Origin of the sequence: Rhodanobacter denitrificans, from assembly GCF_000230695.2 — a bacterium.
Taxonomy (GTDB): Bacteria; Pseudomonadota; Gammaproteobacteria; order Xanthomonadales; family Rhodanobacteraceae; genus Rhodanobacter; species Rhodanobacter denitrificans.
This window is the reverse complement of the sequence record NC_020541.1, coordinates 3,965,438-3,992,001: the sequence shown is the minus strand read 5'-3', so window position 1 is coordinate 3,992,001 and position 26,564 is coordinate 3,965,438. Positions and strand designations below refer to the sequence as shown.

Sequence of the window (26,564 nt, the reverse complement as noted above, 5' to 3'; positions counted from 1 at the left end):
AGGGAATCCCCGCACGCCATGTCCCAGACGCCCAGGATCATCTACACGCTGACCGACGAAGCACCGTTCCTCGCCACGCAATCGCTGCTGCCGATCGTCGCCGCGTTCGCCGGCACCGCCGGCATCAAAGTGGAGACGCGCGACATCTCGCTGGCCGCGCGCATCATCGCGCTGTTCCCGGAAGCGCTGAAAGAAGGTCAGCGGTTGCCCGACGACCTGGCCGAACTGGGCAAACTCGCCACCACGCCGGAGGCGAACATCATCAAGCTGCCGAACATCAGCGCCTCGATGCCGCAGCTGAAGGCAGCGATCAAGGAACTGCAGGGCCAGGGCTATGCGCTGCCGGATTACCCGGATGCACCGAAGGACGACAGCGAGAAAGACATCAGGGCGCGCTACGACCGGGTCAAGGGCAGCGCGGTGAACCCGGTGCTGCGCGAGGGCAATTCCGACCGCCGCGCGCCGGCCTCGGTGAAGAACTATGCGCGCAAGCATCCGCACAAGATGGGCGCGTGGAGCCGCGATTCGAAGACCCACGTGGCGCACATGGGTGGCGGCGACTTCTACGGCACCGAGAAGTCCGCGCTGATCGGGCAGGCCGGCAACGTCAGCATCGAGTGGTTCGGCAAGGATGGCAGCCACGCCGTGCTGAAGCCGAAGACCGCACTGCTGGCCGGCGAGATCATCGACGGCGCGGTGATGAGCCGTCGCGCGCTGGCCGGCTTCATCGACGCGCAGATCGCCGATGCGAAGCAGCAGGGCGTGCTGTTCTCGCTGCACCTGAAGGCGACCATGATGAAGGTCTCCGACCCGATCATGTTCGGCGTGGCGGTCGGCGAGTTCTACCGGGACGTGCTGGCGAAACATGCCGCTGCGCTGAAGCAGGTCGGCTTCAACCCGAACAACGGCATCGGCGACCTGTACGCGCGCCTCGGCTCGCTGCCGGAAGCGCAACAGGCGGCGATCAAGGCCGACCTCGACGCCGAGTACGCACAGCGCCCGGGCGTGGCGATGGTGAACTCGGACAAGGGCATCACCAACCTGCACGTGCCCAGCGACGTGATCGTCGATGCGTCGATGCCGGCGATGATCCGCGACTCCGGCAAGATGTGGAACGCGCAGGGCCAATTGCAGGACGTCAAGGCGGTGATCCCCGACCGCAGCTACGCCGGCGTCTACCAGGCGACCATCGACGACTGCAAGGCGCACGGCGCGTTCGATCCGGCCACCATGGGCAGCGTGCCGAACGTGGGCCTGATGGCGCAGGCGGCCGAGGAGTACGGCTCGCACGACAAGACCTTCCAGATCGCCGGCGACGGCGTGGTGAAGGTGCTCGACGAAGCCGGCACGGTGCTGCTGCAGCATGACGTGGAAGCCGGCGACATCTGGCGCATGTGCCAGACCAAGGACGCGCCGATCCGGGACTGGGTGAAGCTGGCGGTGAGCCGTGCGCGGCACACCCCGGCGGTGTTCTGGCTCGATCCGGCCCGCGCGCACGACGCGCAGGTGATCGCCAAGGTCGAGCGCTACCTGAAGGACCACGACACCAGCGGCCTGGACATCCGCATCATGGACCCGGTGGCGGCCACCAAGTTCTCGCTGGAGCGCATCCGCCAGGGCCTGGACACCATCTCGGTCACCGGCAACGTGCTGCGCGACTACCTCACCGACCTGTTCCCGATCATGGAGCTGGGCACCAGCGCGAAGATGCTGTCGATCGTGCCGCTGATGGCCGGCGGCGGCCTGTTCGAGACCGGTGCCGGCGGCTCCGCGCCCAAGCACGTGCAGCAGTTCCTGCAAGAGAACTACCTGCGCTGGGATTCGCTGGGCGAGTTTCTCGCGCTGGCCGCCTCGCTGGAGTTCGTGGCCGGCCGCCAGGGCAGCGCCGAAGTGGACGTGCTGGCCAAGACGCTGGACCAGGCCAACGGCAAGTTCCTCGACACCGACAAGTCGCCCTCGCGCAAGCTCGGCGGCATCGACAACCGCGGCAGCCACTTCTACCTGGCGCTGTACTGGGCGCAGGCGCTGGCCGCGCAGGACGTCAACGCCGCGCTGAAGGCGAAGTTCGCGCCGCTGGCCAAGGCGCTGACCGAGCACGAGGCGACCATCGTCGACGAGCTGGTGCGCGTGCAGGGCAAGCCGGCCGACATCGGCGGCTACTACCACCCCGACCTGGCACGGGTGAGCGCGGCGATGCGGCCCAGCGCCACCTTCAATGCCGCGCTGGCGCTGCTGTCGGCGTGACGCGCTGAAGCATGCGCGCCTGAAACGAAACGGGGCGTCGCGAGGCGCCCCGTTTCGTTCATGCGGGCCACCTGCGGCTCAGGATCGGCCTGCCACAATGGCGACTGTCGAAGAGGAGTCGTCCGGCATGCGTTCGCTGCATCTTGTTTTCGTGCTCGCCCTGGCAGGGTTGTCGCCTGCCTTCGCACAGTCGGCGGCCACCTCGGTTGCGCCGGCTGCCGCGTCGACCGCCGCCGTCGCCGATCTTCCGGTCGTGGTGGTCACTGGCGTGCAGCCGGGGCCTGGCCTGTGGAAGGTATCGAAGGGCGACCACGTGCTGTGGGTGCTCGGCACGCTGTCGCCGCTGCCGCGCGCGATGCAGTGGCAGTCGCGCGAGGTGGACGAGGTGATCGCCGCCTCGCAGCAGGTGCTGCTGGAACCGTCGGTGCAGCTGAAGGCCGACGTCGGCTTCCTCGGCAAGCTGTTGCTGCTGCCGGCGGCCTATGGCGCACGCAAGAACGACGATGGCGCCACCTTGCAGCAGGTGCTGCCGCCGCCGGTGTATGCGCGCTGGCAGGTGCTGAAGCAGAAGTACCTCGGCGACGATCGCGGCGTCGAGCGCTGGCGCCCGCTGTTCGCGTCGCAGGAGCTGTACAGGAAGGCGCTGAAAGCGAACGGGCTGAGCCGCTCCGGCGGAATCCGGGCGAATATTGACGCGCTGGCCAAGCGCCACGGCGTGCCGGAGCTGGCGACCGACTACCACGTGCTGATCGAGCATCCGCGCGCGGCGATCAAGGCGTTCAAGCAGGCCGCGCCGCGCGACGTCACCTGCTTCATCCGCACCCTGGACAGCGTCGAGCACGACCTGCCGGCGATGACCGCGCGCGCCAACGCCTGGGCCACCGGCGACCTGCAGGCGCTGCGCGAACTGCCCGACAGCGACCGCCGCGACGCCTGCGTGGCGGCCGTCGCCGGTGCCGGCTTTGCGCAGGCGCTGGGCCTCGGCGACGTGCCGGCGCAGCAGCGCGCCACCTGGCTGGCCGCCGCGCGCAAGGCGTTGCATGACAACGCGCAGACCTTCGCCCTGCTGCCGATGGACGAACTGCTGAAGCCGGGCGGCTACCTCGCCACTCTGCAGGCCGAGGGCTATCAGGTCGACGTGCCGCAGTGAGGCCGTGCAGGAGCGCACCTTGCGCGCGATGTTTTCCGTCGCATGACGAAACAGCCATCGCATACAGGGTGCGCTCCCGCACGAACGATCAGGCGCTGGCCAGATCCACTTGTGCGATCTCGTCGTCGCTCAGCTGCAAGGAGGTGGCGCCGAGCAGCTCGTGCAACTGCTCCACGCGGGTGGCGCTGACGATCGGCGCGGTCAGGCCGGGGCGGGCGATCAGCCAGGCCAGCGCGGCCTGCGCCGGGGTGGCGCCGTGCGCGGCGGCCACCGCGTCGAGCGCGGCGAGCACCCGCAGGCCACGCGGGTTGAGGTATTTCTTCACCGCGCCGCCGCGCGCGCTGCTCTTGGCCAGGTCGGCTGCGCTGCGGTACTTGCCGCTCAAGAAGCCGCTGGCCAGCGCGTAGTAGCTGATCACGCCGATGTTCTCGCGGCGGATCAGCGGCTCCAGCTCCTGCTCGTAGCCGGCGCGGCGGACCAGGTTGTATTCCGGCTGCAGGCTCTCGTAGCGCGGCAGACCGTGCCGCTTCGACACGGCGAGAGCGTCGGCGAACCGCGCCGCGCCGAAGTTGGAAGCACCGATCGCGCGCACCTTGCCGGCCTCGATCAGCCGGGCGAACGCGCCAAGCGTGTCTTCCATCGGTACGCTGGCGTCGTCCTGGTGCGCCTGGTACAGGTCGATGCAGTCGACCTGCAGGCGCCTGAGCGAGCCATCCACCGCCTGCTGGAGGTTGACCGGCGACAGGCCCGGCTGCTCGGTCCACTTGGCGACCTTGGTCGAGATCACCACTTGTGCGCGCTTGCCGCTCTGCTTCAGCCACTTGCCGAGGATGGTTTCCGACTCGCCGCCGCGGTTGCCCGGCACCCATGCCGAGTAGACGTCGGCGGTGTCGATCAGGTTGCCGCCGGCGTCGACGAAGGCATCGAGCAGTTCGAACGAGCGTTTCTCGTCCACGCTCCAGCCGAACACGTTGCCGCCGAAGGCGAGCGGGGCGATAGAAAGCGGCGAGTGGCCGAGCGGGCGTTTCTGCATGGGATGCCTCCGGAGGCAGCGAGCGGGGAATCGGCGCGCGGGGTGAACGCGCGCGCCCTCATCCAAGTGGCTGCATATCCGCGGCATTCAAGCCCGGGCGGTACTCAACGCGGGCTCATGATCCGTGGCCACACGCTGGCACAGCACGCCAGCGCGTGACGCGCGGTCTTGGCGGCATGGCCGCTGCCGGTGGCGTCGCTGGCCGGGTCCGGCGCGGGCTCCGGCTCCGGGCGCCAGTCCAGGTCGTCCTTGTGCAGCAGATGACCGTGCAGGAACAGCAGATCTTTCCAGAGCGAGTGCATGGGGGAAGCCTCCTGGGGGAGTCTTGGGCTTGGGGAGTGCTCAAGGTACGCGCGCGGCAGGCTGCCAAAAAGCGATATATTCGCAAGCCAGACTTGAAAGGGATTCAAGATGGGAAAGTTGCCGCTGGGCCTGCTGCAGCAGTTCGTGCTGGTCGCCCGGCTGGGCAATCTGTCGCGTGCCGCGGCGCAGGCCAATCTCACCGTCAGCGCGCTCAGCCACCAGATGCGCCAGCTGGAGGAACGCCTGGAACGGCGCCTGTTCGAGCGCGGCCCGCGCGGGGTGAAGCTGACCGCCGAGGGTTGCGTTCTACTGGAAGCAGTCGGCATGCACTTCGACGGCATCGAGCATGCGTTGGCGGGGTATCGCACGCGCCACCACGATGCGCTCACGCTCAGCGCCAGCCCCGGCATCATGTCGAGCTGGCTGGTGCCGCGGCTGCCGCGGCTGGTGGCCGCGCATCCGGAACTGGAGCTCAGCCTGCAATCGGGTTCGACCCTGGTGGATTTCGAGCGCGAGCCGGTGGACGTCGCCCTGCGCTATGGCCGCGGCGAGTGGGCGGGCCTGCACAGCGAGCGGTTGTTCGGCGAGTGGATCGCGCCGGTGGCCGCGCCCGCGCTGATCGCGCGGATGGACGGCGCCGATCCGCGCGAGCTGTCGCGCTGGCCGCTGCTGGGCGAGCCGAATCCGTCCCGGCGCTGGAGCGACTGGTTCGGCCGCAGCGGCGGCACGCCGCCGACACGCTACGTGGCGCAGTTCGACAGCCTCGACGCCTTGCGCCACGCCGCGCTGGAAGGCCTTGGCGTGGCGCTGGGGCGAATGGTGACCTCGAAGTCGCTGATCGACGCCGGCCGGCTGGAAGTGCTGGGCGACAACTACCTGGCGGTGGAGGAGGCCTACTGGCTGGTGTACCCGCCTCGCTCGCTGGAGCACCGCGGCCTGCAGCTGTTCCGCGACTGGCTGCTGGCCGAGGCGGACGACTACCGCCGGCAGATGTCGGCGTTCCGCCCCGACGACAAGCCGGTCGGCTGACACGGTTCCGCAAAGCGGCCAAACGCGTCATCATCATGGGTCGTTGTCGAACGTCAGGAGTCGAATCATGAAATCGCGCGCCGCGGTGGCCTGGGTTGCCGGCCAGCCGCTCAGCATCGAGCAGGTCGACGTGGCCGGGCCGAAGGCCGGCGAGGTGCTGGTGCGCATCGTCGCCACCGGCGTGTGCCACACCGACGCGTTCACCCTGTCCGGCGCCGATCCCGAGGGGCAGTTCCCGGTGATCCTGGGCCACGAGGGCGGCGGCATCGTGGAGGAAGTGGGCGAAGGCGTCACCTCGCTGAAGGTGGGTGACCACGTGATCCCGCTGTACACGCCCGAGTGCGGCGAGTGCAAGTTCTGCCGCTCGGGCAAGACCAACCTGTGCCAGAAGATCCGCGCCACCCAGGGCCAGGGCCTGATGCCGGACGGCACCTCGCGCTTCTCGCTCAACGGCAAGCCGCTGCTGCACTACATGGGCACCAGCACGTTCAGCGAATACACCGTGCTGCCGGAGATCTCGCTGGCGAAGATCAACCCCGCCGCGCCGCTGGACAAGGTCTGCCTGCTCGGCTGCGGCATCACCACCGGCATCGGCGCGGTGCTGAACACGGCCAAGGTCGAGCCGGGCGCCACGGTGGCGGTGTTCGGCCTGGGCGGCATCGGCCTGTCGGTGGTGCAGGGCGCGGTGATGGCGAAGGCCGGGCGCATCATCGCGATCGACCGCCACCCGGAAAAATTCGCGATGGCGAAGGCGCTCGGCGCCACCGACTGCGTCAACGTCAACGATTACCCCGACACGCCGATCCAGCAGGTGATCGTCGAGCTCACCGACGGCGGCGTGGACTATTCGTTCGAGTGCATCGGCAACGTGCAGGTGATGCGCTCGGCGCTGGAGTGCTGCCACAAGGGTTGGGGCGAGTCGATCATCATCGGCGTGGCCGGCGCCGGGCAGGAGATCTGCACGCGGCCGTTCCAGCTGGTCACCGGGCGCGTATGGCGCGGCTCGGCATTCGGCGGGGTGAAGGGCCGCTCGCAGCTGCCCGGCTACGTCGAGCGTTACCTGGCCGGCGAAATAAAGATCGACGAGATGATCAGCCAGGTGCTGCCGCTGGAGCGCATCAACGAGGCGTTCGAGCTGATGCACGGCGGCCAGGTGATCCGCTCGGTGATCCACTACTGACGTAGAATGCCCGCACCCCGCCGGCGCCATCCTGCCGGCGGCGTGCCTCGTTTTCATGTCCGCACACGCCACGCACAAGGCCGTTCCATGAACCGCACCGCCATCCTCGTCGACGGCGCCTTTTTTCTTGCCCGCTACCGCAAGGTCTACGGCGAGCGCGACGCCGGCGACGCGCGCGCGGTGGCGAAGACCCTGTTCGGCATGGCGCTGGAGCACCTGAAAGCGGTCGACCGCCCGCGCGAGCAGCTCTACCGCATCTACTTCTACGACTGCCCGCCGCTGGAAAAGAGTCTGGTCAAGCCGATCAGCGGCGACAGCGTGGACTTCGGCCGCACCGGCGCCGCCGCGTTCCGCCGCGAGCTGCACGACCAGCTGCGCCGCCAGCGCAAGATGGCGCTGCGGCTGGGCCGGCTGGCCGAGCGCGGCGAGTGGCAGCTCAAGCGCAGCGCCTACCAGCAGCTGCGCGAGGGCAGCCTGCGCTGGGACGACCTGCGCGACGAGCACTTCGAGCCGGACATGCGCCAGACCCAGGTCGACATGAAGATCGGCATTGATATCGCCGCGCTGACCTACAAGAAACTGGTCGACCAGATCATCCTGGTCGCCGGCGACGCCGATTTCATTCCGGCCGCGAAACTGGCCCGCTACGAAGGCATCGACTTCATCCTCGACCCGATGTGGCAGGGCATCGCGCCGGACCTGCACGAACACATCGACGGCCTGCAGTCGGTGTGCCCGCGGCCGTTCTGAGCCGTTTACCAGGATTGCACATGCTTTTCGCGACATTGCAGCAAATTCGGATGGCCAACGCGCCAAGGAGTCAACGATGAACCGCGCAACACGAGTGGCAAGGACGGGTACGGTGCGACTGGCCGCGGTGGTGCTGCTGGCCGCTGGCCTGGGCCTGCCCGCGCTGGCCGGCGCGCAGGCGGCACGGGTCGCCTCGACCGAAACGGACCAGCCGGCGGACGAACTGGTGCCGCCGACCAGCGCCAGCGACTTCACCGCCTCGCAGCTGGACAGCGTGCTGGCCGGCAGCTGGCGTTCGGCGGCGAACCGCGCCCGCGATGCGTACCGCCACCCCAAGGCCACCTTGCAGTTCTTCGGCGTGCGGCCGGATCGCACGGTGATCGAGATCACCCCCGGCGGCGGCTGGTACGCCGAGATCCTGGCGCCGCTGCTGCACGACAACGGCCACTACGTCGCGGCCGAGAAGGCGCCCGCGGCCGACAGCGAGGCGCGCAGCGACGACAGCGCCCTGCGCCGGAAATTCGCCGCCGACCCGGCGCACTACGGCAACGCCAGCATCGTGACGTTCGATCCGCGCTCGCCGGTGTTCGGCCCGCCGGCCTCGACCGACCTGGTGCTGACCTTCCGCAACGTGCACAACTGGGTCATGGCCGACACCGCTCCGGCGATGTTCAAGGCGTTCTTCGCCGTGCTCAAACCCGGTGGCGTGCTCGGCGTGGTCGACCACCGCGCCGCCGACGGCGCCTCGCTGGAGGCGGTGAAGTCGAGTGGCTACCTGCCCACCGATTACGTGGTGAAGCTGGCCACCGGGGCGGGCTTCACGCTGGACGAGAGCAGCGAGATCAACGCGAACCCGAAGGACACCAGGGACTACCCGAAGGGCGTGTGGACGCTGCCGCCCACGCTCACGCTGGGCGAAAAGGACAAGGCGAAGTACCAGGCGATCGGCGAGTCCGACCGGATGACCCTGCGCTTCGTCAAGCCCGCGGCGCCGGCGGCGGCATCGCGCTGAGCCGAAGCGCAGCATGCTGCTCGCGCTGAACAAGCCGTACGGCGTGCTGTGCCAGTTCACCGACGAGCGCGGCCGCCCCACGCTGGCCGATTTCGTCACGCAAAAGGACGTCTATGCGGCTGGACGGCTGGACCGCGACAGCGAGGGCCTGCTGTTGCTGACCGACGATGGCCGTCTGGCGCACCGGCTCACCGACCCGCGCCACAAGCAGGCCAAGACCTACCTGGCGCAGGTCGAGGGCGTCATCGGCGAAGCCGCGCTGCAGGCCTTGCGCCGCGGCGTGGTGCTCAACGACGGCCCGACCCTGCCGGCCGAAGTCGCGTTCGCCGTCGAACCGGACTGGCTATGGCCGCGCGATCCGCCGGTGCGCTTCCGCCAGGCCATTCCCACCAGCTGGCTCAGCCTCACCCTGCGCGAAGGCCGCAACCGCCAGGTGCGCCGGATGACCGCCGCGGTCGGCTTCCCGACCCTGCGGCTGGTCCGCGTGCGCATCGGCGAGCATGCGCTGGATGGGCTGGCGCCGGGCAAAACGCGGGTACTGGCGGGCTAGGAACACCAACTTTCCAGCCTGCCCATGCAGGTGCATGCATGGGCAGGGCGTACGGCACCTCACGCCAATCCGAAGAACGCTTCCGCCGTCGCCGTGCTGTTCGCCGCCGTGACTTCCGCGCTCTCGCCGCGGTCGCGGGCGATCTCCTCGCAGATGTGCTTCAGGTACATCGGCTCGTTGCGCCGGTGGCTGGGTGGCGGGCGTACCGTGCGCGGCAAGAGGTAGGGCGCGTCGGTCTCGATCATCAGGCGGTTGGCCGGAATCGTGCGCACCAGCTCGCGCAGGTGGATGCCGCGGCGCTCGTCGCAGATCCAGCCGGTGATGCCGATGTGGCAGTCCAGCGCGAGGTAGTCGGCAAGCGCCTCGCCGGTGTCGGTGAAGCAGTGCACCACCGCAGCGGGCACCCGGTCGCGCCAGCGCCGCAGCAGCGCGACGAAATCCGCGTGTGCGTCGCGCTGGTGCAGGAACAGCGGCATCTGCAGCTCGGCCGCGATGCGCAGCTGGCGTTCGAACACCCGCAGCTGCACCTCGCGCGGCGAATAGTTGCGGTTGTAGTCCAGCCCGGTCTCGCCGACCGCGCGTACCTGCGGCTGCAGCGCCAGTTCGCGCAACGCCGCATCGGTGGCGTCGTCGTAGTCGAGCGCGTGGTGCGGATGCACGCCGGCGGTGGCGAACAGCGTGCCTGGGTGCGCCTTCGCCAGCGCCAGCGCGTGTTCGCTGCCCTCGCGCGAGGCGCCGGTGACCACCATCCGCATCACGCCGTGCGCCTGTGCGCGCTGCAGCACGGCGTCGAGGTCGTGGTGGAACGACTCGTGGGTGAGGTTGGCGCCGATATCGAGCAGTGGCATGGCCTGGCCGGTCATCGAAAGCGGCATTGTCCCAGACCCCCGCAGCGGCGCAAATGCGTGACCGGCGGCGGGCGCGTCGCGGGCCGGCGATCCGCATCACGCCGGCGGCGGCACAGGAAATTTTCCTAGGCCGCGGATGTCCCACGCTGTGGGCGCATGCCCCACAATGGACGTTTGTGCCGCCGTGGTGGCCGGCGTGGACGGCATTCACCTGCTGCCAGCCGGATGTGCTAACTATGGTGCGTGCCGTTTCGCCGCAGGGGAGCGTCGACGGCTTTTCGCGGTTATCGAGCGGGGTGGAGGATGTCGGCAGCGATCGAGCCGGCGGTCGGCGGGTCGGGTCAGGTGGCGGATGACCGCGAGACGGAAGTCTGCGCGTGGCTGGTCGCGCGCGGGCGCCTGAAGGACAGCGACCTGGGCCGCGCACGCCGCCTGCACGAGGAATCGACCGAGGGCACGCTGACCACCTTGATGGCGCGCCTCGGGCTGGTCTCCGAGCGCGACCTGGCCGAGGCCTGGGCCGACCTGCTGCAGGTGCCGCTGCTGGCGGCGCGCGACGCGCCGGAACTGCCGCCGGCCGACCTCGAGGTATCGCTGCGCTTCCTGAAGCAGCAGCACGTGGTGCCGGTGCAGGATGACCAGCACGGACTGGCGTTGATCGTGGCCGATCCGGCCGATCCGTATCCGTTGCAGGCGGTCGAACTGGCGGCGGGCCGGCCGGTGGCGTTGCGGGTCGGCCTGCGCTCGGAAATCGACGGCCTGATCGAACGCTATTACGGCAGCGGCCGTTCGGCGATGGGCACGATCGTGGAAAACCTCGACGGCAGCGCGGCGGAAGAGGACGACGTCGAGCACCTGCGCGACCTGGCCTCCGAGGCGCCGGTGATCCGCCTGGTGAATCTCATTCTGCAGCGCGCGGTCGAGCAGCGCGCGTCCGACGTGCACATCGAGCCGTTCGAGAACCGGCTGAAGGTGCGCTACCGCATCGACGGCGTATTGCATGAAGTGGAAGCGCCGCCGTCGTCGTCCACCGCCGCGGTGATCTCGCGGGTGAAGATCATGGCGCGGCTGAACATCGCCGAGCGCCGCTTGCCGCAGGACGGCCGCATCCAGCTGCGCGTGCAGGGCAAGGAGCTCGACTTGCGCGTGTCGACCGTGCCGACCAGCTTCGGCGAGTCGGTGGTGATGCGCATCCTCGACCGCGAGTCGGTGGTGTTCGACTTCGCCTCGCTCGGCTTCACCGACAGCTTCCAGCAGCGCTTCGTCGACGTGCTGGAAAAGCCGCACGGCATCCTGCTGGTGACCGGCCCCACCGGTTCGGGCAAGACCACCACGCTGTACACCGCGCTGTCGCGGATCAACACCAACGACGTGAAGATCATCACCGTCGAGGACCCGGTCGAATACCAGCTCGAAGGCATCAACCAGATCCAGGTGAAGCCGCAGATCGGGCTGGACTTCTCCGGCGCGCTGCGCTCGATCATGCGCCAGGACCCGGACGTGATCATGATCGGCGAAATGCGCGACCTGGAAACCTGCCGCATCGCGATCCAGTCCGCGCTCACCGGCCACCTGGTGCTGTCCACGCTGCACACCAACAGCGCCGCCGGCGGCATCACGCGCCTGCTCGACATGGGCGTGGAGGACTACCTGCTCGGCTCCACCATCAACGGCATCCTGGCGCAGCGGCTGGTGCGCAGGCTCGATCCGGAAACGGCGATTCCGTACGAAGCGCTGCCCGAAGTGATCGAGCAGTTCGAACTGCACAAGTACACCGACGAGCGCCCGATCCGCCTGTGGAGGCCGGGCAGCAGCGCGGCCAATCCCAGCGGCTACCGTGGCCGCCGCGCCATCATGGAGTTCCTCACCATGAGCGATCCGCTGCGCCGGCTGGTGATGCAGCGCGCCAACGAGGGCGACATCGAGAAGCAGGCGCGCGCCGAAGGCATGCGCACGATGTACGAGGACGGCATCGCCAAGGCCGTGGCCGGCATCACCACGCTGGAAGAGGTCCTGCGCGTGACGCAGGAAGGCTGAAGTGGCGCAGTTCCGTTACAAGGCGGTCAACGATGCCGGCGAGACGCTGCAGGGCCAGATGGAGGCGGCCAGCGTCGAGGAAGTGATCGGCCGCCTGCAGGACCAGGGCCATACGCCGCTGGAAGCGCTGCCGGCCGACGGTGCTGGCGGTGGCAGCGGCTTCGCCGCGCTGTTCAAGCGCGGTCCGTTCAGCGGCGACCAGCTGGCCCAGTTCACCCACCAGCTGGCGACCCTGCTCGGCGCCGGCCAGCCGCTGGACCGCGCGCTCGGCATCCTGCTCGAACTGCCCGAGGGCGAGAGCGCGAAGAAGCTGGTCGAACGCGTGCGCGATCGCGTGCGCGGCGGCAACAGCCTGTCGTCGGCGCTGGACGAGGAACATGGCGTGTTCCCCAAGCTGTACGTCAGCCTGGTGCGCGCCGGCGAGGCGGGCGGTTCGCTGGAAGAAACGCTGCGCCGGCTGGCCGATTACCTGGAACGCGCGCAGCAGCTGCGCGGCAGCATCGTGAACGCGCTGATCTACCCGGCCTTCCTGCTGGTCGGCGTGCTCGGCTCGCTGGTGCTGCTGCTAGCCTACGTGGTGCCGCAGTTCGTGCCGATCTTCGAGGACATGCAGGTGCCGATCCCGTGGATCACCGCCGCGGTGCTGGCGCTCGGCAACGCGCTGCAGTCCTGGTGGTGGCTGATCCTGCTGCTGCTCGGTGGCGGCCTGTTTGCCTGGCGCGCGCGGCTGCGCGATCCGGCCGCGCGGCTGGCCTGGCACGCCCGCCTGTTGCGGCTGCGCCTGGTCGGCCCGCTGCTGCTGAAGGTGGAGACCGCGCGGATCGCACGCACGCTGGGCACCCTGCTGAAGAACGGCGTACCGTTGCTCAGCGCGTTGAACATCGCCCGCCAGGTCACCGGCAACCGCGCGCTGGACGCGGCGCTGGAGGCGGCGCACGAACAGGTCAAGGGCGGTGCGGGCCTGAGCCTGGCGCTGGGCCAGTCGAAACTGTTCCCCCGGCTGGCGATGCAGATGGTGCAGGTCGGCGAGGAAGCGGGCCAGCTCGACAGCATGCTGCTGAAAGTCGCCGACACGTTCGAGCTCGAGTCCAAACGCGCGATCGACCGCCTGCTGGCGGCGCTGGTGCCGGCGCTGACCATCGTGATGACCGTGCTGGTGGCGATCATCATGGCCGCGATCCTGCTGCCGCTGCTCAGCCTGACCAGCAATATCCAATAGAAACTCCATTCGCACATTCGAGGTGATCCCCATGCAGCACAGGCAACCACGACGCCCCGGTTCGAGCGCCGGCTTCACTCTGCTGGAGATGCTCGCGGTGATCGTGCTGATCGGCATCATCGGCGCGGTGGTGGTGACCCAGGTCGGCAAGAACGTCGACAAGGGCAAGTACGGCGCCGGCAAGGCGCAGCTGATGACCCTGAGCCAGAAGATCGAGAACTACGCGCTGGACAACGGCGCGCCGCCGCAGCAACTGGAAGGGCTGGCGGTGAAGCCGGCGAACGCGCCGAACTGGCAGGGCCCGTACGCGAAGGCCTCCGACCTGAAGGACCCGTGGGGCCACCCGTTCGGCTACCAGTATCCGGGCCAGCACGGCAGCTTCGACCTGATCTTCTACGGCCAGGACGGCAAGCCGGGCGGCGACGGCTACAGCAAGGACGTGGGTAACTGGCAGTAAGCATGTGAGAGTCTCGCGCGCCAACGGCTTCACCCTGCTGGAAATGCTGGCGGTGATCCTGTTGATCGGGATTGCGGTGGCAGCGGTGTCGGTCTCGGTGAGCCAGGGCCTGGCCAGTGCCCGCGTGCGCGCGGCCAGCAGCGAGCTGGCCGGCGCGCTGCGCGCCACCCGCGCGCAGGCGATCGTGCGCGGCGAGGAACAGCATTTCGACGTGGACACCCGCGCCAACAGCTACGACGGCGCGAAGCGGCAGGACGTGCGCCTGCCGCAAGGCCTGCGCGTGAGCATCACCAGCGCCAAGGACGATCAGCCGAACGACCACACCGGGCGCATCCGCTTCTTTCCCGACGGCAGCTCCACCGGCGGGCGCATCACGCTCAAGAGCGGCCGGCGCGAGTGGCACGTCAACGTGTCGTGGCTGACCGGCGAAGTGCGTGTGGTCGACACGGTGGCGGCGCGATGAACGGCGCCCACCCGCAACGCGGCTTCAGCCTGCTCGAGGTGATCGCCGCGATCATGCTGCTGGCGATCGCGTTCACCGCGCTGATGAAGGTGGCTGGCGCCTCGATCAGCCTGAGCCACCACGCGGCTGAACACAGCGCGGCGGCGATGCATGCGCGCAGCCTGCTCGACAGCGCGTTCGTGGGCGAACCGGTCAAACCGGGCAGCCGCGCCGGCCGCTTCAGTTCGCAGTACCGCTGGCGGCTCGACGTGACGCCGTGGAACGCGGCCGGCCCGAGCGCGCCCGGCGCGTCGCTGCAGCTGTACCAGCTGGACCTGACCGTGTCGTGGGGGGCGGTGGCGCATCCGCGCACGGCGCACTTCCGCACGCTGCGGCTGGGTACGCCGGCGCCCGCCGGCAATGCGCAGGCATCGCGATGAAACGCGCCGCCGGCTTCACCCTGCTGGAAGTGCTCGCCGCACTGGTGCTGCTGGCGCTGCTGCTGGTCGGGGTGTACTCGGGTATCCGCACCGCCAGCCACAGCGTGCGCTCGGGCACCGCAGCGATCGAGCGGACCGACCAGGTGCGCTCGGCGCAGCAGTTCCTGCGCCGCGAACTGGCGCAGAGCATGCTGCAGCCGATCGGCCGCACCGACCAGGGCGAGCCGGTCTACTTCCAGGGCAGTGCGCGCGAAATGCGCTACGTGGCGCCGCTGCCCGGCTACCTCGGCAAGCTCGGCCCGCAACTGCAGCGGCTGCAACTGGTCGACGACGGCCACGGCGGCCTGCGGCTGGAACTGAGCCTGGCCCTGCTGCCGCCGGACGGCCAGCCGCCGCAGCCGCTGGGCGAACCGCAGGTGCTGCTCGACCGGATCAAGGCCGGTGGCTTCGCCTACCGCGGCGTCGATCGGCAGGGCGCCGCGCTGCCGTGGTCGCCGGCGTGGGTCGACGGCCGCCTGCTGCCGCAGCTGGTGCGGATCGAACTGCAGGCGCCGGGCGCGCTGGACTGGCCGCAGCTGGACGTGCCGCTGCGCGCGAATCCGGCGCAGACTGAGCTGTCGCGCATGCGCATGCGCGGCGGGAGCATACGATGATGCATCGGCCACGGCGGTTGCCGGCCAGCCAGCGCGGGGTCGCCCTGCTGCTGGTGCTGTGGGCGTGCACGCTGCTGGCGATCCTGCTCGGCGGCTACGCCGCACTGGCGCGCACCGAGGGCCTGCAGGCGCGCTACCAGTTTGCCCAGACCCAGGCGCATTACGCTGCCGAGGCCGGCCTGATGCGCGCGCTGTACGCCTTGCAGGATCCGCAGCCCAGACAGCACTGGGCCGGCGACGGCCGGCCGTATGTGTTCAGCTACGACCATGCCACGGTCGTCGTGCGCGCGATCGACGAGAGCGGCAAGGTCGATCTCAACGCCGCCTCGCCGGAGGTGCTGCGCGGCCTGTTCCAGGCGGCCGGGCTGAAGGCGGCCGCGGCGCAGGCGCTGGCCGGTCACGTGCTGGACTGGCGCAACCCGCCCGCCCCCGACGGCGAAGGCGCCGGCTCGCGCGCGGCCTACAAGGCGGCCGGCCGCGATTACGGCCCGCGCGGCGGCCCGTTCGCCAGCATCGAGGAACTGCAGATGGTGCTGGGCATGACGCCGGCGCTGTACCGGCAGGTGGCGCCGGTGGTGACGGTCTGGGCCGGCACCGCCAGCCCGGACCCGAACACCGCCCCGCCGCTGGCGCTGGCCGCGATCCCCGGGATCACGCCGGAGCAGCTGAACGAGATCCGCGCCGCGCGGCAGCGCAACGCGGCCGACCCGCGGCTGGTTCTCAACAACGGAACCACGCATAGTATTCGTTCGGAGGCCACGCTGGCCGACGGCACGCGCGCAATCCTGCGCGCCACGGTTCGCCTGCAGGCGGGGCAGGCGCAACCGTACATGGTGCTGCGCTGGCAGGAGGGGGAGGCAGAATGAGTACGGCAACGCCGTCGCTGCGGCCGTGGGTGGAGCGTATGCGCCGGGGCTGGCGTGCCTCGCCGTTGCCGGGCTTCCTCGGCTGGTGGGGCGGCCAGTTGCGCGAGCTGCTGCCGCCGCGCTGGCGCGGCTGGTTCGGCGGCGGTGCGGACTGGCACCTGCTGCAGCACGCGGGCACGCAGTGGAGCGTTCGCCGCAGCGACCACGCCGAGGTGCTGGCGAGTTGGGACGACGGCGCCGACACGGCCGCCGATGGCGTGCGTGTGGCGCCGGTCGCGTTGAGCGCGGCGCTCAAGCGCGTGGATCGCGAGGACCTGCGGCTGGCCCTGCTGCTGCCGCCGGCGCGGGTGCTGCGGCGCACGCTGGCGCTGCCGCTCGCCGCGCGCGACAACCTGTTGCAGGTGGCCGGATTCGAGATGGACCGGCAGACCCCGTTCACCCTGGCGCAGGTGTACTACGCCGTGCGCGAGCTGGCCGCGCCCGCGCCGCCGGGCCGCTTCAGCGCCGAGCTGGTGGTGGCCACCCGCGACACGCTCGATCCGCTGCTGGCGCGCCTGCGCGCGCAGGGCATCGCGGTCGACGCGGTGGACCTGGCCGCGGGCGACAGCCGCCTCGGCGCCAACCTGCTGCCACCGGAACAGGTGCCGCACCGCGCGCGCCCGCGTCGCCGGCTGAACCTGATCCTGGCCGCGGCCAGCGTGCTGCTGGCGGTGCTGGTGCTGGGCGAGTGGCTGCACAACCGGCAGCTGGCACTGGCGCAGATGCAGGCCGAGGTCGAAGCGATGCGCGGCGAGGCGCAGCAGGTGGCCGGCCTGCGCCAGCAGCTGCAGGACAACGCCGGCGCGGCCGGTTTCCTGGCCCGCCGCAAGCGCGACACGGTGGCCATGCTCGGCCTGCTGCAGGAGGTCACCGGGCGCCTGCCGGACAGCGCCTGGCTGGAACGCTTCAGCGTCGACAACACCGGCCAGGTCGGCCTGCAGGGGCAAAGCCAGCAGGCCGCGAAACTGCTCGACGCGCTGAAGGATTCGAAGCTGATCACCGACGCCAGTTTCCAGGGCAGCATCCAGCCGGACCCAACCACCGGCAAGGAGCGCTTCTACCTGACCGCGCGCGTGAACCAGCCGAAGCCGCCGGTATCGCCCCCGGCGGCCGGCGGGAGCGCACCATGAAGACGATCGCCATGAACCCGCGCGACAGCCGCATCGCGGCGATCATCCTGCTGCTGCTGGCGCTGGCGCTGGCCTACGTGGTGCTGCTGCGCTGGTGGTTCGTGGTGCCGCTGCAGCAGGTGCGCGCCGAGATGGCCGACCTGCGCGACACGCACAGCCGCTACGCCGCCGCGATCGCCGAAAAACCGGCGCTGCAGCAGCGCCTCGCCGCGCTCGGTGCCGGCCAGGCCGCCAGCAGCGCATTCCTCGCCGCCGACGATCCGAACACCGCCGCGGGCGACCTGATGCAGCGCGTGATCGACGTGGTCGCCGCCAACGCCGGCGGCGGCCAATGCACGGTGACCCAGAAGATGCCGCTGCCGAGCCCGGCCCCCTCGGCCGGCGAACCGTACCGCAAGGCGGCGGTGAGCATCAGCCTGAACTGCGACATGGCACCGCTGGCAGCGGTGCTGCAGGCGCTGGAGCAGGGCACGCCGTACCTGTTCGTCGACGACCTCAGCATCTACCGCAACCCGGTGGTCGCGCAGCAGAACAACGCCGCGGCACTGGAAGTGCAGTTCAGCCTGTCCGGCTACGTGCGCCCGGCGCGCACCGCGCCGGCATCGTCCGATCGCGCGCCCGACGACGCGGGAGGCGTGCCATGAACGCCGCCAGCCAGCGTCAGCTGACCCCATGGCTGGTCGCGCTCGTGCTGCTGCTGGGCGCGGTGCTGCTGGCGCTGCTGGCCGGGCTCGGCCGCGGTGTGCGCTGGGATGCGCCGCGCCCGTCGGCACCGTTGCCGCCGGCCGGGCGGCAAGCCGATCTGCCGCCGCCGGTGCCGCTGGCGCATTACGCGCTGGTCTGGCAGAAGCCGCTGTTCAGCCCCGACCGCAAGCCGACCGCACGTGCCGACGGCGGCAGCAGCCTCGGCGACCTCGACCTGACCGGCATCATCCTCACCCCCGGCCTGCGCATGGCCCTGCTGCACGACCGCAACGGCGACAAACAGGTGCGCCTGCGCGAAGGCGAGGCGCTGCCCGACGGCAGCGTGAAGCTGGTCGAGCTGCGCCCGCGTTCGGCGCTGTTCGAATCGCCGGCCGGGCGCACCGAACTGAAGCTGCCGGCCGGCGCACCGATCGATTCGCCGCGCGGCGCGGCGGACGTGCGCGGCCAGCCGGCCGGCGCGGCGGCGATGCAGGTGGCGCCCGCCGATGCCGGGGCCGACCGCCGCGGCCCCGCCCGCGGCACGATCGAGCCGATGCGTGGCGCCCCGGCGGCCACGCCGCCGCCCGCTACGGAATCGGCGGCCGAGCGGCTGCGCCGGAACATCCAGAAACGTCGGGCCGCCCGTGCTGCGGCGACCCACGAAGGAGAACATTGATCCATGTCCCGCATGCTCATCCAGCAAGTCCTGCGCAGCGCCACGCTTGCCCTCGCGGTGGGCCTGGCCGCCTCCTGCGCCAGCCTGCCGCAGCCACACGACGACGGCGCGCTGCAGCGCGAGGCGATCGCCGGCACGCAGAATCCGGTGCCGGCGCCGCTGCCGTTGAACAGCGGCAGCGCTAGTCGTGGGACGGCGGCGACCACCGAGCTCAGCCACGGCAGCGGCCAGTTCATCCGGCCCGGTGCGCTGATCGCGCCGCGTCCGGCGGCCGGCGGCAACGGCGCGGTCACCTTCAACTTCGAGAACCAGCCGGTGCAGGCGGTGGTCAAGGCGATCCTCGGCGACCTGCTCAAGCAGAACTACACGATCGTGCCCGGCGTGCAGGGCAACATCTCCTTCGCCACCGCCGAGCCGGTCGATGCCAGCCAGGCGCTGCCGATCCTGGAGACCCTGCTGTCGTGGACCGGCAACGCGCTGGTGCAGCGCGACGGCGGCTACGTGGTGATGCCGCAGAAAGACGCGGTGGCCGGCAACCTGGTGCCCAGCCTCGGCGCCAGTGCGCCGGCGGGCGGCCTGCAGGCGCGGCTGTTTCCGCTGCACTACATCTCCGCCAGCGAGATGCAGAAGCTGATCAAGCCGTTCGCGCGGCCGGACGCCACCTTGCTGGTCGACCCGGCGCGCAACCTGCTGGTGATGTCCGGCACGCCGCAGGAGCTGGCCAACTACCAGAGCATGGTGCGCACCTTCGACGTCGACTGGCTGCGCGGCATGTCGGTGGGCGTGTTCAACCTGCAGTACGCGAACGTCGGCGAGCTGATGCCGAAGCTGGATGCCATGTTCGGCGAGCACGGCAACACCCCGCTGGCCGGCATGCTGCGCTTCATCCCGATCGAGCGCACCAACGCGCTGGTGGTGATCAGCACGCAGAGCGACTACCTGCAGGAAGTCGGCGACTGGATCGCCCGCATCGACCGCGGCGGCGGCAACGAGCCGCAGCTGTTCGTCTATGACGTGCGCAACATCAAGGCGTCGGACCTGGCGCGGTACCTGGCGCAGATCTACACCAACGGCGCCGGCAGCGGCGGCGGCGACAACGGCGGCCAGGTTGGGCCGGGCCTGGCCGGCGCCACCCTGGGCAGCGCCGGCAGCGCCGAAAACGCCGGCGCGACCAGCATGGGCAGCACCGCCGGCAGCTTCGGCAACCCCGCCGATGCGTCGCGCGGCGGCGGCCAGGTGAACGCCAACGCGGGCGGCGGCTTCGGCGCGAGCGGCGGCGGCCGCGATGGCGGCGCCGCGGCTGGCGGCAGTTTCGGCAGCGGCTCGGCCGGTTTCGGCAGTTACCCGGCGGCGGGCGGCGGCAGCAGTGCGGCCAGCGAGCCGCAGTACAGCTCCAGCGACGGCAGCGTGCGGATCAGCTCGGTCGACGGCAGCAACCAGTTGCTGGTGCGCGCGCGCCCGTCGCAGTGGGAGGAGATCAAGGGCGCGATCGGCAAGCTCGACAACGTGCCGCTGCAGGTGCAGATCGAGACGCGCATCCTGGAGGTGAACCTCACCGGCGAGTTCCAGTTCGGCGTGCAGTGGTACCTGGAGGGGCTCACCGGCAGCACCACCGACAGCAGCGGCAACATCATTCCCGGCCAGCCGTACCGGCACCGTCAGCTCGGCCTGGGCCAGGGCGGCAACGCGTTCCGCGGCGAGCCGTTCTTCTACTCCTTCCTCAACAGCGACCTGCAGGTCGCGGTGCGCGCGATGGAGACCAGCGGCAACACCAAGACGCTGTCGGCGCCATCGATGGTGGTGATGAACAACCAGGTGGCCAGCATCGCGGTCGGCAACCAGATCCCGATCAACCAGACCAGCGTGAATACCGGCATCGGCACCACCACCAGCTACAGCCAGGTCAGTTACCTCAACACCGGCGTGATCCTCAACGTGCAGCCGCGGATCAATCCCGGCGGCCTGGTCTACATGAACATCAGCCAGGAAGTGAGCCAGGCCGACCGTTCGGTGCCGCTGGTCAACGGCAACCCGGCCATCTCGCAGCGCAAGCTGGCGACCCAGGTGGCGGTGCAGAGCGGCCAGACCGTGCTGCTCGGCGGCCTGATCGAGCAGGCCGAGGGCAACACCGATACCGGCATCCCGGGCCTCAACCGCGTGCCGGTGCTGGGCCGGCTGTTCGGCAACACCAGCCGCAGTCGCAACCGCACCGAGCTGATCGTGCTGATCACCCCGCGGGTGATCCGCGGCGGCGCCGACGCCAAGCAGATCACCGACGACTACCAGAGCAAGTTCGAGTCGCTGGCGCCGCTGCGCGCACCGGCGCGCGCCGACAGCAAGCCGTAGCAGACGGGCGCCCCGGCGCATCGCCGGGGCGCTTGCGCGGCGGCGCCCGCTATCATCGGCGCGATGAGTGCGCTGCCTTCGTTCCCGATCACCCCGCTGCTGCCCGAGATCCGCGCGTCGCTGGCCGCGACGCCGCGGCTGGTGCTGGAGGCGCCGCCGGGCGCCGGCAAGACCACCCAGGTGCCGCTGGCCCTGCTCGATGCGTCGTGGCTGGCCGGGCAGAAGATCGTGATGCTGGAGCCGCGCCGGATCGCGGCGCGTGCCGCCGCACAGTTCATGGCGCAGCAGCTCGGCGAGGACGTGGGCCAGACCGTCGGCTACCGCATCCGCTTCGAGTCGAAGGTGAGCGCGGCGACCCGCATCGAGGTGGTCACCGAAGGCATCCTTGCCCGCTTGATCCAGCACGATCCGGAGCTGGGCGGGATCGGCGCGATCGTGTTCGATGAGTTCCACGAACGCCACCTCGCCGGCGACCTCGGCGCCGCGCTGGCGCTGGAGGTGCAGGCCACGCTGCGGCCGCAGCTGCGCCTGCTCGTGATGTCGGCCACGCTGGACGGCGAGCGCGTCGCGGCGTGGCTGGACGCACCGCGGCTCACGAGTCCCGGCCGCAGCTACCCGGTGCGCATCGAGTATCCGCCGGCGCGCGCGCAGGAGACGCTCGAACAACAGCTCGCCCGCGTGGCGAAGCAGGCGCTGGAACAGAACGACGGCGACGTGCTGGCGTTCCTGCCCGGCCGGCGCGAGATCGCGCGCGCGCAGGCGGTGCTGGCGCAAGTGCTGGCACGCGACGACGTCGAGCTGGTCGCACTGCACGGCGAGTTGTCGCTGGCCGAGCAACAGGCCGCGCTGGCGCCGGCCGAGCCGGGCACGCGCCGCATCGTGCTGGCCACCAACGTGGCCGAGTCCAGCGTCACGGCGCCGGGCATTCGCGCGGTGGTCGACAGCGGGCTCGCGCGCGAGCCGCGCTTCGATCCGAACTCCGGCTTCACCCGCCTGCAGACCGTAAACATCGCGCAGGCCTCGGCCGACCAGCGCGCCGGTCGCGCGGGACGGGTGGCCGCGGGCACGACGTACCGGCTGTGGCCGCAAAGCCGGCGGCTCGACCCGGCGCGCAGCGCGGAGATCGCGCAGGCGGAACTCTCCGGGCTGGCGCTGGAACTGGCGGCCTGGGGCAGCGATACCTTGCCGTGGCTGGACCCGCCGCCGCCCGGCGCGCTGGCGCAGGCACGCGAGCTGCTGAAGAGTCTCGCCGCGCTGGATGCCGACGGCCGCATCACTGCGCTGGGCCGGCGCATGCTGGAACTCGGCGCCACGCCGCGGCTCGGCGCCGCCGCGCTGCGTGCGCCGCCGGAACTGCATGCGCTGGTAGCCGACCTGCTGGCGCTGATGGAAGCGCGTTCGCCGCTGCGCGGCATGCAGGCGCGCAGCGACGATTTCCGGGCGCGGGTGGCCGCCCTGCATGCGTGGCGCGATCGCCGTGGTGCAGCCGCGCGCGGCGAGGTCGACAGCGCTGCGCTGGCCGCGATCGAGCAGGCCAGCAAGGGCTGGCGCCGGCGCCTGGAGGTGCGCAGCGCCGCCAGCGGCGTGCCCGACAGCCATGCGGTCGGCGACCTGCTGCTGCACGCCTTCCCCGACCGCATCGCACGCCGCGACGAGCGCAACCCGCTGCGCTACACGCTGGCCAACGGTCGTGGTGCACGCCTGCACGAGCACACCGCGCTGCTGGGCGAGCCGTGGCTGCTGGTGCTGGACCTGCGCCTGGAGGCGCGCGACAGCCTGGTGTTCGCCGCCGCGCCGTTCGATCCGTGCGTGCTGGAACGCGACTATCCCGCGCAGTTCTGCCGCGAGCGCACACTGCGCTGGAACGACGAGCGCGGCGCCGCCGAGGCGTTCGACGAGCGGCGCTTCGGCGCGATCGTGCTGGAGCGCCGCAGCGTGCCGGTGAAACCCGCCGACGCGCTGCCGGCGCTGCTCGCCGCCGTGCGCGCGAAGGGCCTGGACGCGCTGCCGTGGAGCGAGCATGCGCGGCGGCTGCGCGCGCGCATGCAGGCGTTGCGTGGATGGATGCCCGAGCTGGGTCTGCCGGATGTGTCCGAGCCGGCGCTGCTGGCCTCGCTGGAAGACTGGCTGGCCCCGCATCTCGAAGGCAGCCATCGCCTGGATGCGCTGAGTGCGGAGCAACTGGCGCAGGCGCTGGCGTCGCGGTTCGACCACGCGCAGCGCCGCACGCTGGATGCGCAGGCGCCAGAAAGCCTGGTGGTGCCCAGCGGACAGAACCGCCGGCTGGAGTACGCCGAAGGTGCGCCGCCGGTGCTGGCGGTGAAACTGCAGGAGCTGTTCGGCCTGGCCGACACTCCCCGCATCGGCGGCGGACGCATCCCGGTCACCCTGCACCTGCTGTCGCCGGCCGGCCGGCCGATCCAGGTGACCCAGGACCTGAAGGGTTTCTGGGAACGCACTTACCCGGAAGTGAAGAAGGAACTGAAGGGACGCTACCCGCGCCACCCGTGGCCGGACGACCCGTGGACCGCCACGCCCACGCATCGCGCGAAACCGCGCGAGCGGAACTGAGTCGCCGCCAGGCACGTCTCGTCGACGGCGCACTTGTGTACCATCGCAGGCCACGGTATCGCGTGGTGGATCCCTTGCCCCGACACAAGGATTACGACGAATTCCACTTGATGACGGCCCACGGTCGTGGCGACCCCGATGGCGCGCTTCCGCGGCCCTCGCCATGGCGGCTGGCGGCCTGGCTGTGGAGCCTGCTGGCGCTGCTGTCCGGGCTGGCGCTGACGATGGTCATGCACCATCAGCAGCAGCAGCGGCTGCAGGTCGAACGCACGCTGATCCGCGACGAGCTGGCCAACAAGACCTATGCCTCGCTACAGGGCAGGCTGTACGCGGCCGAGTCGCTGCTGCGTGCGGCGCAATCGCTGTTCCTCTCCTCGGAGGAGGTGGACGCGGGCGAATACGCCGGCTTCTACGCCAACATGCGCCCGCGCGAACAGTTTCCCAACCTGCTTGCGCTGGCCTACGCGCAGCGCGAGCGGCGGCCCGACGGCGAGCATTACGTGACCCGCTGGGTGCAGCCGGCGTCCGGCAACGAGCGCGTGGTCGGGCTCGATGTCGGCACGCAGCCGCATAACCTTGCCGGCCTGCTGGCCTCGCGCGACAGCGACCGCGCGACCCTGTCGGCGCCGTTCCACCCGGTGCAGCTGGCGGCATCTGGCATGGCGGGCATTGGCGCCACGCTGCGGCTGCCGATCTACAGCTCCGGGCCGCCGCCGCAGACTGCCGAGGAACGGCGCTCACGCATGCGCGGCTCGATCGCGGCCTCGTTCCGGCTGCACGACCTGATCGCCAGCGCGCTGCCCGAGCGGCTGGCGCACAACCTGCGCCTGCAGATCAGCGACGTCACCGGGCCGCAGGCGCTGCCGCTGTACGACTCCGGCACCGGCCCGTGGTGGTCGAGGGACGGCTACCGTTACGAGCGCAAGCTCGCCTACGGCGGACGCGTGTGGAGCGTCGAGCTGCGGCCATTGCCGCACCGCGTCGGCGTGATCGGGGGCGGGCGGGCGATCCTGCTGGCCGGCGTGCTGGCCAGCGTGCTGCTGGCGCTGCTGGTGTATTCGGTCGCCAGCGCCCGCCAGCGCGCGCTGGCGCAGGGCTGGCGGATGAGCCGCCGCTATCGCGAGAGCGAGGAGCGCTTCCGCGCGCTGAACGACCTGCTGCCGGCGCTGGTGCTGCTGGCCGAGGCCGGGGACGGGGCGATCACCTATGCCAACCAGGCGTCGCGCGACCGCCTCGGCCAGCACGTGACCGAGCGCAAGCTGCCCGAGCTGTTCGAGGACCGGGACCTGCGCACGCAGCTGCAGCAGGATGACACCCGCGGCTGCGGCCGGGTCGACGCGATCCTGCGCAGCGACGCCGGCGACGGTTTCTGGGCCAGCGTGGCGATCTCGCGGGTGATGCTGAGCGGGCGCAGCAAGCTGCTGATGGTGGCCAGCGACATCAGCGAACAGCGCCAGCTGACCGAGCTGCTCAGCCACCAGGCCAGCCACGACGCACTGACCGAGCTGTACAACCGGCGCGAGTTCGAACGCCGCCTGCACCGCGCGCTGGACGCAACCGTGGCCGGCACGCCGCTGGCCGTGCTGCTGTACATCGACCTGGATCAGTTCAAGCTGATCAACGACACCTCCGGCCACCTCGCCGGCGACCAGCTGCTGGCCCAGCTGGCGATCGTGATGCGCAAGCAGCTGGGCGGCACCGACATGCTGGCGCGGCTCGGCGGCGACGAATTCGGCGTGCTGGTGACCGGGGTGGCCGATCGCGCGGAAGCCGAACGGATCGCCGAGCGCGTGCGCCGCTGCATCGACGGCTACGTGTTCATCTGGGAACAGCGCAGCTACATGATCAGCGCCAGCATCGGCGGGGTCATGATCGACCGCCCCGGCATCCTGGTGAAGGACCTGCTGGCGCAGGCCGATACCGCCTGCTACATGGCCAAGGAGCTCGGCCGCAACCGCGTGCATTTCTATTCCGAGCGCGACGACCAGACGTCGCGCCGGCACAGCGAGATGGAGTGGGCGAACCGCCTGCGCTGGGCGGTCGACGAGCATCGGCTGGTGCTCACCTACCAGGAGATCTGGCCGCTGCCGCTGGCCGCCGGCGGCGATACCGATATCGAGATGCTGCTGCGCTTCCGCGAGGAGTCCGGCCAGCTGGTGGTGCCCGGCGTGTTCATGCCGGCGGCCGAGCGCTACGGCCTGATGCCGGTGGTCGACCGCTGGGTGATCGAGACCACGCTGGCGAACTTCGACCGGTTGCACCCGAGCGGCGGCATGCTGCGCATGGTGGCGATCAACCTGTCGGGCGCCAGCGTCGAGGACGAGCGGCTGGCCGGTCGCATCATCGATCTGCTGCGCCGCTACCGGGTCGAACCGTCGCGGGTGTGCTTCGAGATCACCGAGACCGTGGCGGTGCGCAACCTGTCGCAGGTGGCGCGCTTCATGGAACAGCTGCGCGCGGTGGGTTGCCGGATCGCGCTGGACGACTTCGGTGCCGGGATGTCCTCGTTCACCTATCTGAAGAACCTGCCGCTGGACATCCTCAAGATCGACGGCAGCTTCGTGCGCGACATGCTCACTGACCCGGTCAGCCACCTGATGGTCAGGGCGGTCACCGACATCGGCCACCGGCTCGGCCTGGAAGTGGTCGCCGAATGGGTGGCCGACGCGGAAACCGTGCAGGCGCTGGCGGCGCTGGGAGTGAACTGGGTGCAGGGCTTCAGCCTGCACCGGCCCGAGCTGGCACTGTTCCAGCGCGACTGAACCGCGGACGCTGTGCCGCCCGTCGGGCTTCCTCGACCCGAGCGGCGCGGCCGCATGGCTGGCGGGCGGCGCTTTTCCCGCCATCGGCCGGTCGCGAAGCGGCGTCTTGCCAGGAAGAAATGGCCCGATCGTCGCCGATCGGG

General features: G+C 70.5%; 23 protein-coding genes. 20 read left to right on the top strand and 3 right to left on the bottom strand.

The features are described 5' to 3' along the window. Positions 1-18: 18 nt before the first annotated feature. Both R2APBS1_RS18160 and R2APBS1_RS18155 read left to right on the top strand, forming a co-directional pair. Positions 19-2,244, top strand: a complete 2,226-nt coding sequence (locus R2APBS1_RS18160; protein ID WP_015449052.1) for an NADP-dependent isocitrate dehydrogenase — start codon at positions 19-21, stop codon at positions 2,242-2,244. A gap of 127 nt (positions 2,245-2,371) precedes the next feature. After that, a complete protein-coding gene (locus tag R2APBS1_RS18155) occupies positions 2,372-3,394 on the top strand; it encodes a TraB/GumN family protein (RefSeq protein ID WP_015449051.1) in 1,023 nt (340 codons plus the stop codon). 88 nt (positions 3,395-3,482) lie between these two features. Here R2APBS1_RS18155 and R2APBS1_RS18150 read toward each other — a convergent pair whose 3' ends face one another. Together R2APBS1_RS18150 and R2APBS1_RS18145 are read right to left on the bottom strand one after the other, a co-directional pair. After that, positions 3,483-4,427 (bottom strand): aldo/keto reductase, encoded by a 945-nt coding sequence (locus R2APBS1_RS18150; protein WP_015449050.1) that lies wholly within the window; start codon positions 4,425-4,427, stop codon positions 3,483-3,485. Between the two features lie 104 nt (positions 4,428-4,531). Then, positions 4,532-4,729, bottom strand: coding sequence for a hypothetical protein (locus R2APBS1_RS18145; protein ID WP_015449049.1), 198 nt, complete (start codon positions 4,727-4,729; stop codon positions 4,532-4,534). A gap of 109 nt (positions 4,730-4,838) precedes the next feature. Between R2APBS1_RS18145 and R2APBS1_RS18140 the strand changes: the two genes are divergently transcribed. From R2APBS1_RS18140 to R2APBS1_RS18120, 5 genes are all read left to right on the top strand, one after another. Beyond that, positions 4,839-5,759 (top strand): LysR substrate-binding domain-containing protein, encoded by a 921-nt coding sequence (locus R2APBS1_RS18140; RefSeq protein WP_015449048.1) that lies wholly within the window; start codon positions 4,839-4,841, stop codon positions 5,757-5,759. A 67-nt stretch (positions 5,760-5,826) separates the two neighbouring features. After that, positions 5,827-6,939 carry an S-(hydroxymethyl)glutathione dehydrogenase/class III alcohol dehydrogenase gene (locus R2APBS1_RS18135; protein ID WP_015449047.1) on the top strand — a complete coding sequence of 371 codons (1,113 nt, stop codon included), beginning with the start codon at positions 5,827-5,829 and terminating at the stop codon, positions 6,937-6,939. An 87-nt stretch (positions 6,940-7,026) separates the two neighbouring features. Continuing rightward, positions 7,027-7,689 (top strand): NYN domain-containing protein, encoded by a 663-nt coding sequence (locus R2APBS1_RS18130; protein WP_007512282.1) that lies wholly within the window; start codon positions 7,027-7,029, stop codon positions 7,687-7,689. Positions 7,690-7,765: 76 nt separating this feature from the next. Further along, complete coding sequence (locus R2APBS1_RS18125) at positions 7,766-8,701, top strand: class I SAM-dependent methyltransferase (RefSeq protein WP_015449046.1); 936 nt, start codon at positions 7,766-7,768, stop codon at positions 8,699-8,701. Positions 8,702-8,714: 13 nt separating this feature from the next. Continuing rightward, positions 8,715-9,251 carry a pseudouridine synthase gene (locus tag R2APBS1_RS18120; RefSeq protein ID WP_015449045.1) on the top strand — a complete coding sequence of 179 codons (537 nt, stop codon included), beginning with the start codon at positions 8,715-8,717 and terminating at the stop codon, positions 9,249-9,251. A gap of 59 nt (positions 9,252-9,310) precedes the next feature. On the opposite strand, the gene R2APBS1_RS18115 is transcribed toward R2APBS1_RS18120, so the two are convergent. Further along, complete coding sequence (locus tag R2APBS1_RS18115) at positions 9,311-10,099, bottom strand: TatD family hydrolase (protein ID WP_027490373.1); 789 nt, start codon at positions 10,097-10,099, stop codon at positions 9,311-9,313. A 303-nt stretch (positions 10,100-10,402) separates the two neighbouring features. Between R2APBS1_RS18115 and gspE the strand changes: the two genes are divergently transcribed. From gspE to R2APBS1_RS18050, 13 genes are all read left to right on the top strand, one after another. Beyond that, positions 10,403-12,136, top strand: coding sequence for a type II secretion system ATPase GspE (gspE, locus tag R2APBS1_RS18110; RefSeq protein WP_015449043.1), 1,734 nt, complete (start codon positions 10,403-10,405; stop codon positions 12,134-12,136). A gap of 1 nt (position 12,137) precedes the next feature. After that, entirely contained in the window at positions 12,138-13,355 is a 1,218-nt protein-coding gene (gene gspF, locus R2APBS1_RS18105; RefSeq protein WP_015449042.1) for a type II secretion system inner membrane protein GspF, read from the top strand. A gap of 31 nt (positions 13,356-13,386) precedes the next feature. After that, on the top strand, positions 13,387-13,812 hold the full coding sequence (gene gspG / locus R2APBS1_RS18100; protein WP_015449041.1) for a type II secretion system major pseudopilin GspG: 426 nt from the start codon (positions 13,387-13,389) through the stop codon (positions 13,810-13,812). 4 nt (positions 13,813-13,816) lie between these two features. Beyond that, positions 13,817-14,275 carry a GspH/FimT family pseudopilin gene (locus R2APBS1_RS18095; RefSeq protein ID WP_015449040.1) on the top strand — a complete coding sequence of 153 codons (459 nt, stop codon included), beginning with the start codon at positions 13,817-13,819 and terminating at the stop codon, positions 14,273-14,275. Further along, a complete protein-coding gene (locus tag R2APBS1_RS18090; protein ID WP_015449039.1) occupies positions 14,272-14,694 on the top strand; it encodes a type IV pilus modification PilV family protein in 423 nt (140 codons plus the stop codon). Before R2APBS1_RS18095 ends, R2APBS1_RS18090 begins: the two co-directional genes overlap by 4 nt. Continuing rightward, positions 14,691-15,347 carry a prepilin-type N-terminal cleavage/methylation domain-containing protein gene (locus R2APBS1_RS18085; RefSeq protein ID WP_015449038.1) on the top strand — a complete coding sequence of 219 codons (657 nt, stop codon included), beginning with the start codon at positions 14,691-14,693 and terminating at the stop codon, positions 15,345-15,347. The genes R2APBS1_RS18090 and R2APBS1_RS18085 overlap by 4 nt, the downstream gene beginning before the upstream one ends. Continuing rightward, positions 15,344-16,213: a type II secretion system minor pseudopilin gene (locus R2APBS1_RS18080; protein WP_007512264.1), complete on the top strand. Its 870-nt coding sequence runs from the start codon at positions 15,344-15,346 to the stop codon at positions 16,211-16,213. Before R2APBS1_RS18085 ends, R2APBS1_RS18080 begins: the two co-directional genes overlap by 4 nt. Then, entirely contained in the window at positions 16,210-17,382 is a 1,173-nt protein-coding gene (locus R2APBS1_RS18075) for a PilN domain-containing protein (protein WP_015449037.1), read from the top strand. Before R2APBS1_RS18080 ends, R2APBS1_RS18075 begins: the two co-directional genes overlap by 4 nt. Further along, a complete protein-coding gene (gspM, locus tag R2APBS1_RS18070; protein WP_015449036.1) occupies positions 17,379-18,026 on the top strand; it encodes a type II secretion system protein GspM in 648 nt (215 codons plus the stop codon). The genes R2APBS1_RS18075 and gspM overlap by 4 nt, the downstream gene beginning before the upstream one ends. Further along, complete coding sequence (locus R2APBS1_RS18065; protein ID WP_015449035.1) at positions 18,023-18,742, top strand: hypothetical protein; 720 nt, start codon at positions 18,023-18,025, stop codon at positions 18,740-18,742. Before gspM ends, R2APBS1_RS18065 begins: the two co-directional genes overlap by 4 nt. Before the next feature lie 3 nt (positions 18,743-18,745). Further along, a complete protein-coding gene (gene gspD, locus R2APBS1_RS18060; RefSeq protein WP_015449034.1) occupies positions 18,746-21,088 on the top strand; it encodes a type II secretion system secretin GspD in 2,343 nt (780 codons plus the stop codon). 63 nt (positions 21,089-21,151) lie between these two features. Next, positions 21,152-23,659, top strand: a complete 2,508-nt coding sequence (gene hrpB, locus R2APBS1_RS18055) for an ATP-dependent helicase HrpB (protein WP_015449033.1) — start codon at positions 21,152-21,154, stop codon at positions 23,657-23,659. Between the two features lie 110 nt (positions 23,660-23,769). Continuing rightward, a complete protein-coding gene (locus R2APBS1_RS18050) occupies positions 23,770-26,421 on the top strand; it encodes a bifunctional diguanylate cyclase/phosphodiesterase (protein ID WP_051061190.1) in 2,652 nt (883 codons plus the stop codon). Positions 26,422-26,564: the final 143 nt, after the last annotated feature.

Coding starts and splice junctions, on each gene's coding strand:
- R2APBS1_RS18160 (WP_015449052.1), top strand. CDS start 19: ATGTCCCAGACGCCCAGGATCATCTACACGCTGACCGACGAAGCACCG.
- gspG (WP_015449041.1), top strand. CDS start 13,387: ATGCAGCACAGGCAACCACGACGCCCCGGTTCGAGCGCCGGCTTCACT.
- R2APBS1_RS18075 (WP_015449037.1), top strand. CDS start 16,210: ATGAGTACGGCAACGCCGTCGCTGCGGCCGTGGGTGGAGCGTATGCGC.
- R2APBS1_RS18050 (WP_051061190.1), top strand. CDS start 23,770: ATGACGGCCCACGGTCGTGGCGACCCCGATGGCGCGCTTCCGCGGCCC.
- R2APBS1_RS18140 (WP_015449048.1), top strand. CDS start 4,839: ATGGGAAAGTTGCCGCTGGGCCTGCTGCAGCAGTTCGTGCTGGTCGCC.
- R2APBS1_RS18120 (WP_015449045.1), top strand. CDS start 8,715: ATGCTGCTCGCGCTGAACAAGCCGTACGGCGTGCTGTGCCAGTTCACC.
- R2APBS1_RS18125 (WP_015449046.1), top strand. CDS start 7,766: ATGAACCGCGCAACACGAGTGGCAAGGACGGGTACGGTGCGACTGGCC.
- R2APBS1_RS18115 (WP_027490373.1), bottom strand. CDS start 10,099: ATGCCACTGCTCGATATCGGCGCCAACCTCACCCACGAGTCGTTCCAC.
- R2APBS1_RS18130 (WP_007512282.1), top strand. CDS start 7,027: ATGAACCGCACCGCCATCCTCGTCGACGGCGCCTTTTTTCTTGCCCGC.
- R2APBS1_RS18135 (WP_015449047.1), top strand. CDS start 5,827: ATGAAATCGCGCGCCGCGGTGGCCTGGGTTGCCGGCCAGCCGCTCAGC.
- R2APBS1_RS18085 (WP_015449038.1), top strand. CDS start 14,691: ATGAAACGCGCCGCCGGCTTCACCCTGCTGGAAGTGCTCGCCGCACTG.
- R2APBS1_RS18150 (WP_015449050.1), bottom strand. CDS start 4,427: ATGCAGAAACGCCCGCTCGGCCACTCGCCGCTTTCTATCGCCCCGCTC.
- gspD (WP_015449034.1), top strand. CDS start 18,746: ATGTCCCGCATGCTCATCCAGCAAGTCCTGCGCAGCGCCACGCTTGCC.
- gspE (WP_015449043.1), top strand. CDS start 10,403: ATGTCGGCAGCGATCGAGCCGGCGGTCGGCGGGTCGGGTCAGGTGGCG.
- gspM (WP_015449036.1), top strand. CDS start 17,379: ATGAAGACGATCGCCATGAACCCGCGCGACAGCCGCATCGCGGCGATC.
- R2APBS1_RS18155 (WP_015449051.1), top strand. CDS start 2,372: ATGCGTTCGCTGCATCTTGTTTTCGTGCTCGCCCTGGCAGGGTTGTCG.
- R2APBS1_RS18145 (WP_015449049.1), bottom strand. CDS start 4,729: ATGCACTCGCTCTGGAAAGATCTGCTGTTCCTGCACGGTCATCTGCTG.
- hrpB (WP_015449033.1), top strand. CDS start 21,152: ATGAGTGCGCTGCCTTCGTTCCCGATCACCCCGCTGCTGCCCGAGATC.
- R2APBS1_RS18080 (WP_007512264.1), top strand. CDS start 15,344: ATGATGCATCGGCCACGGCGGTTGCCGGCCAGCCAGCGCGGGGTCGCC.
- R2APBS1_RS18090 (WP_015449039.1), top strand. CDS start 14,272: ATGAACGGCGCCCACCCGCAACGCGGCTTCAGCCTGCTCGAGGTGATC.
- R2APBS1_RS18065 (WP_015449035.1), top strand. CDS start 18,023: ATGAACGCCGCCAGCCAGCGTCAGCTGACCCCATGGCTGGTCGCGCTC.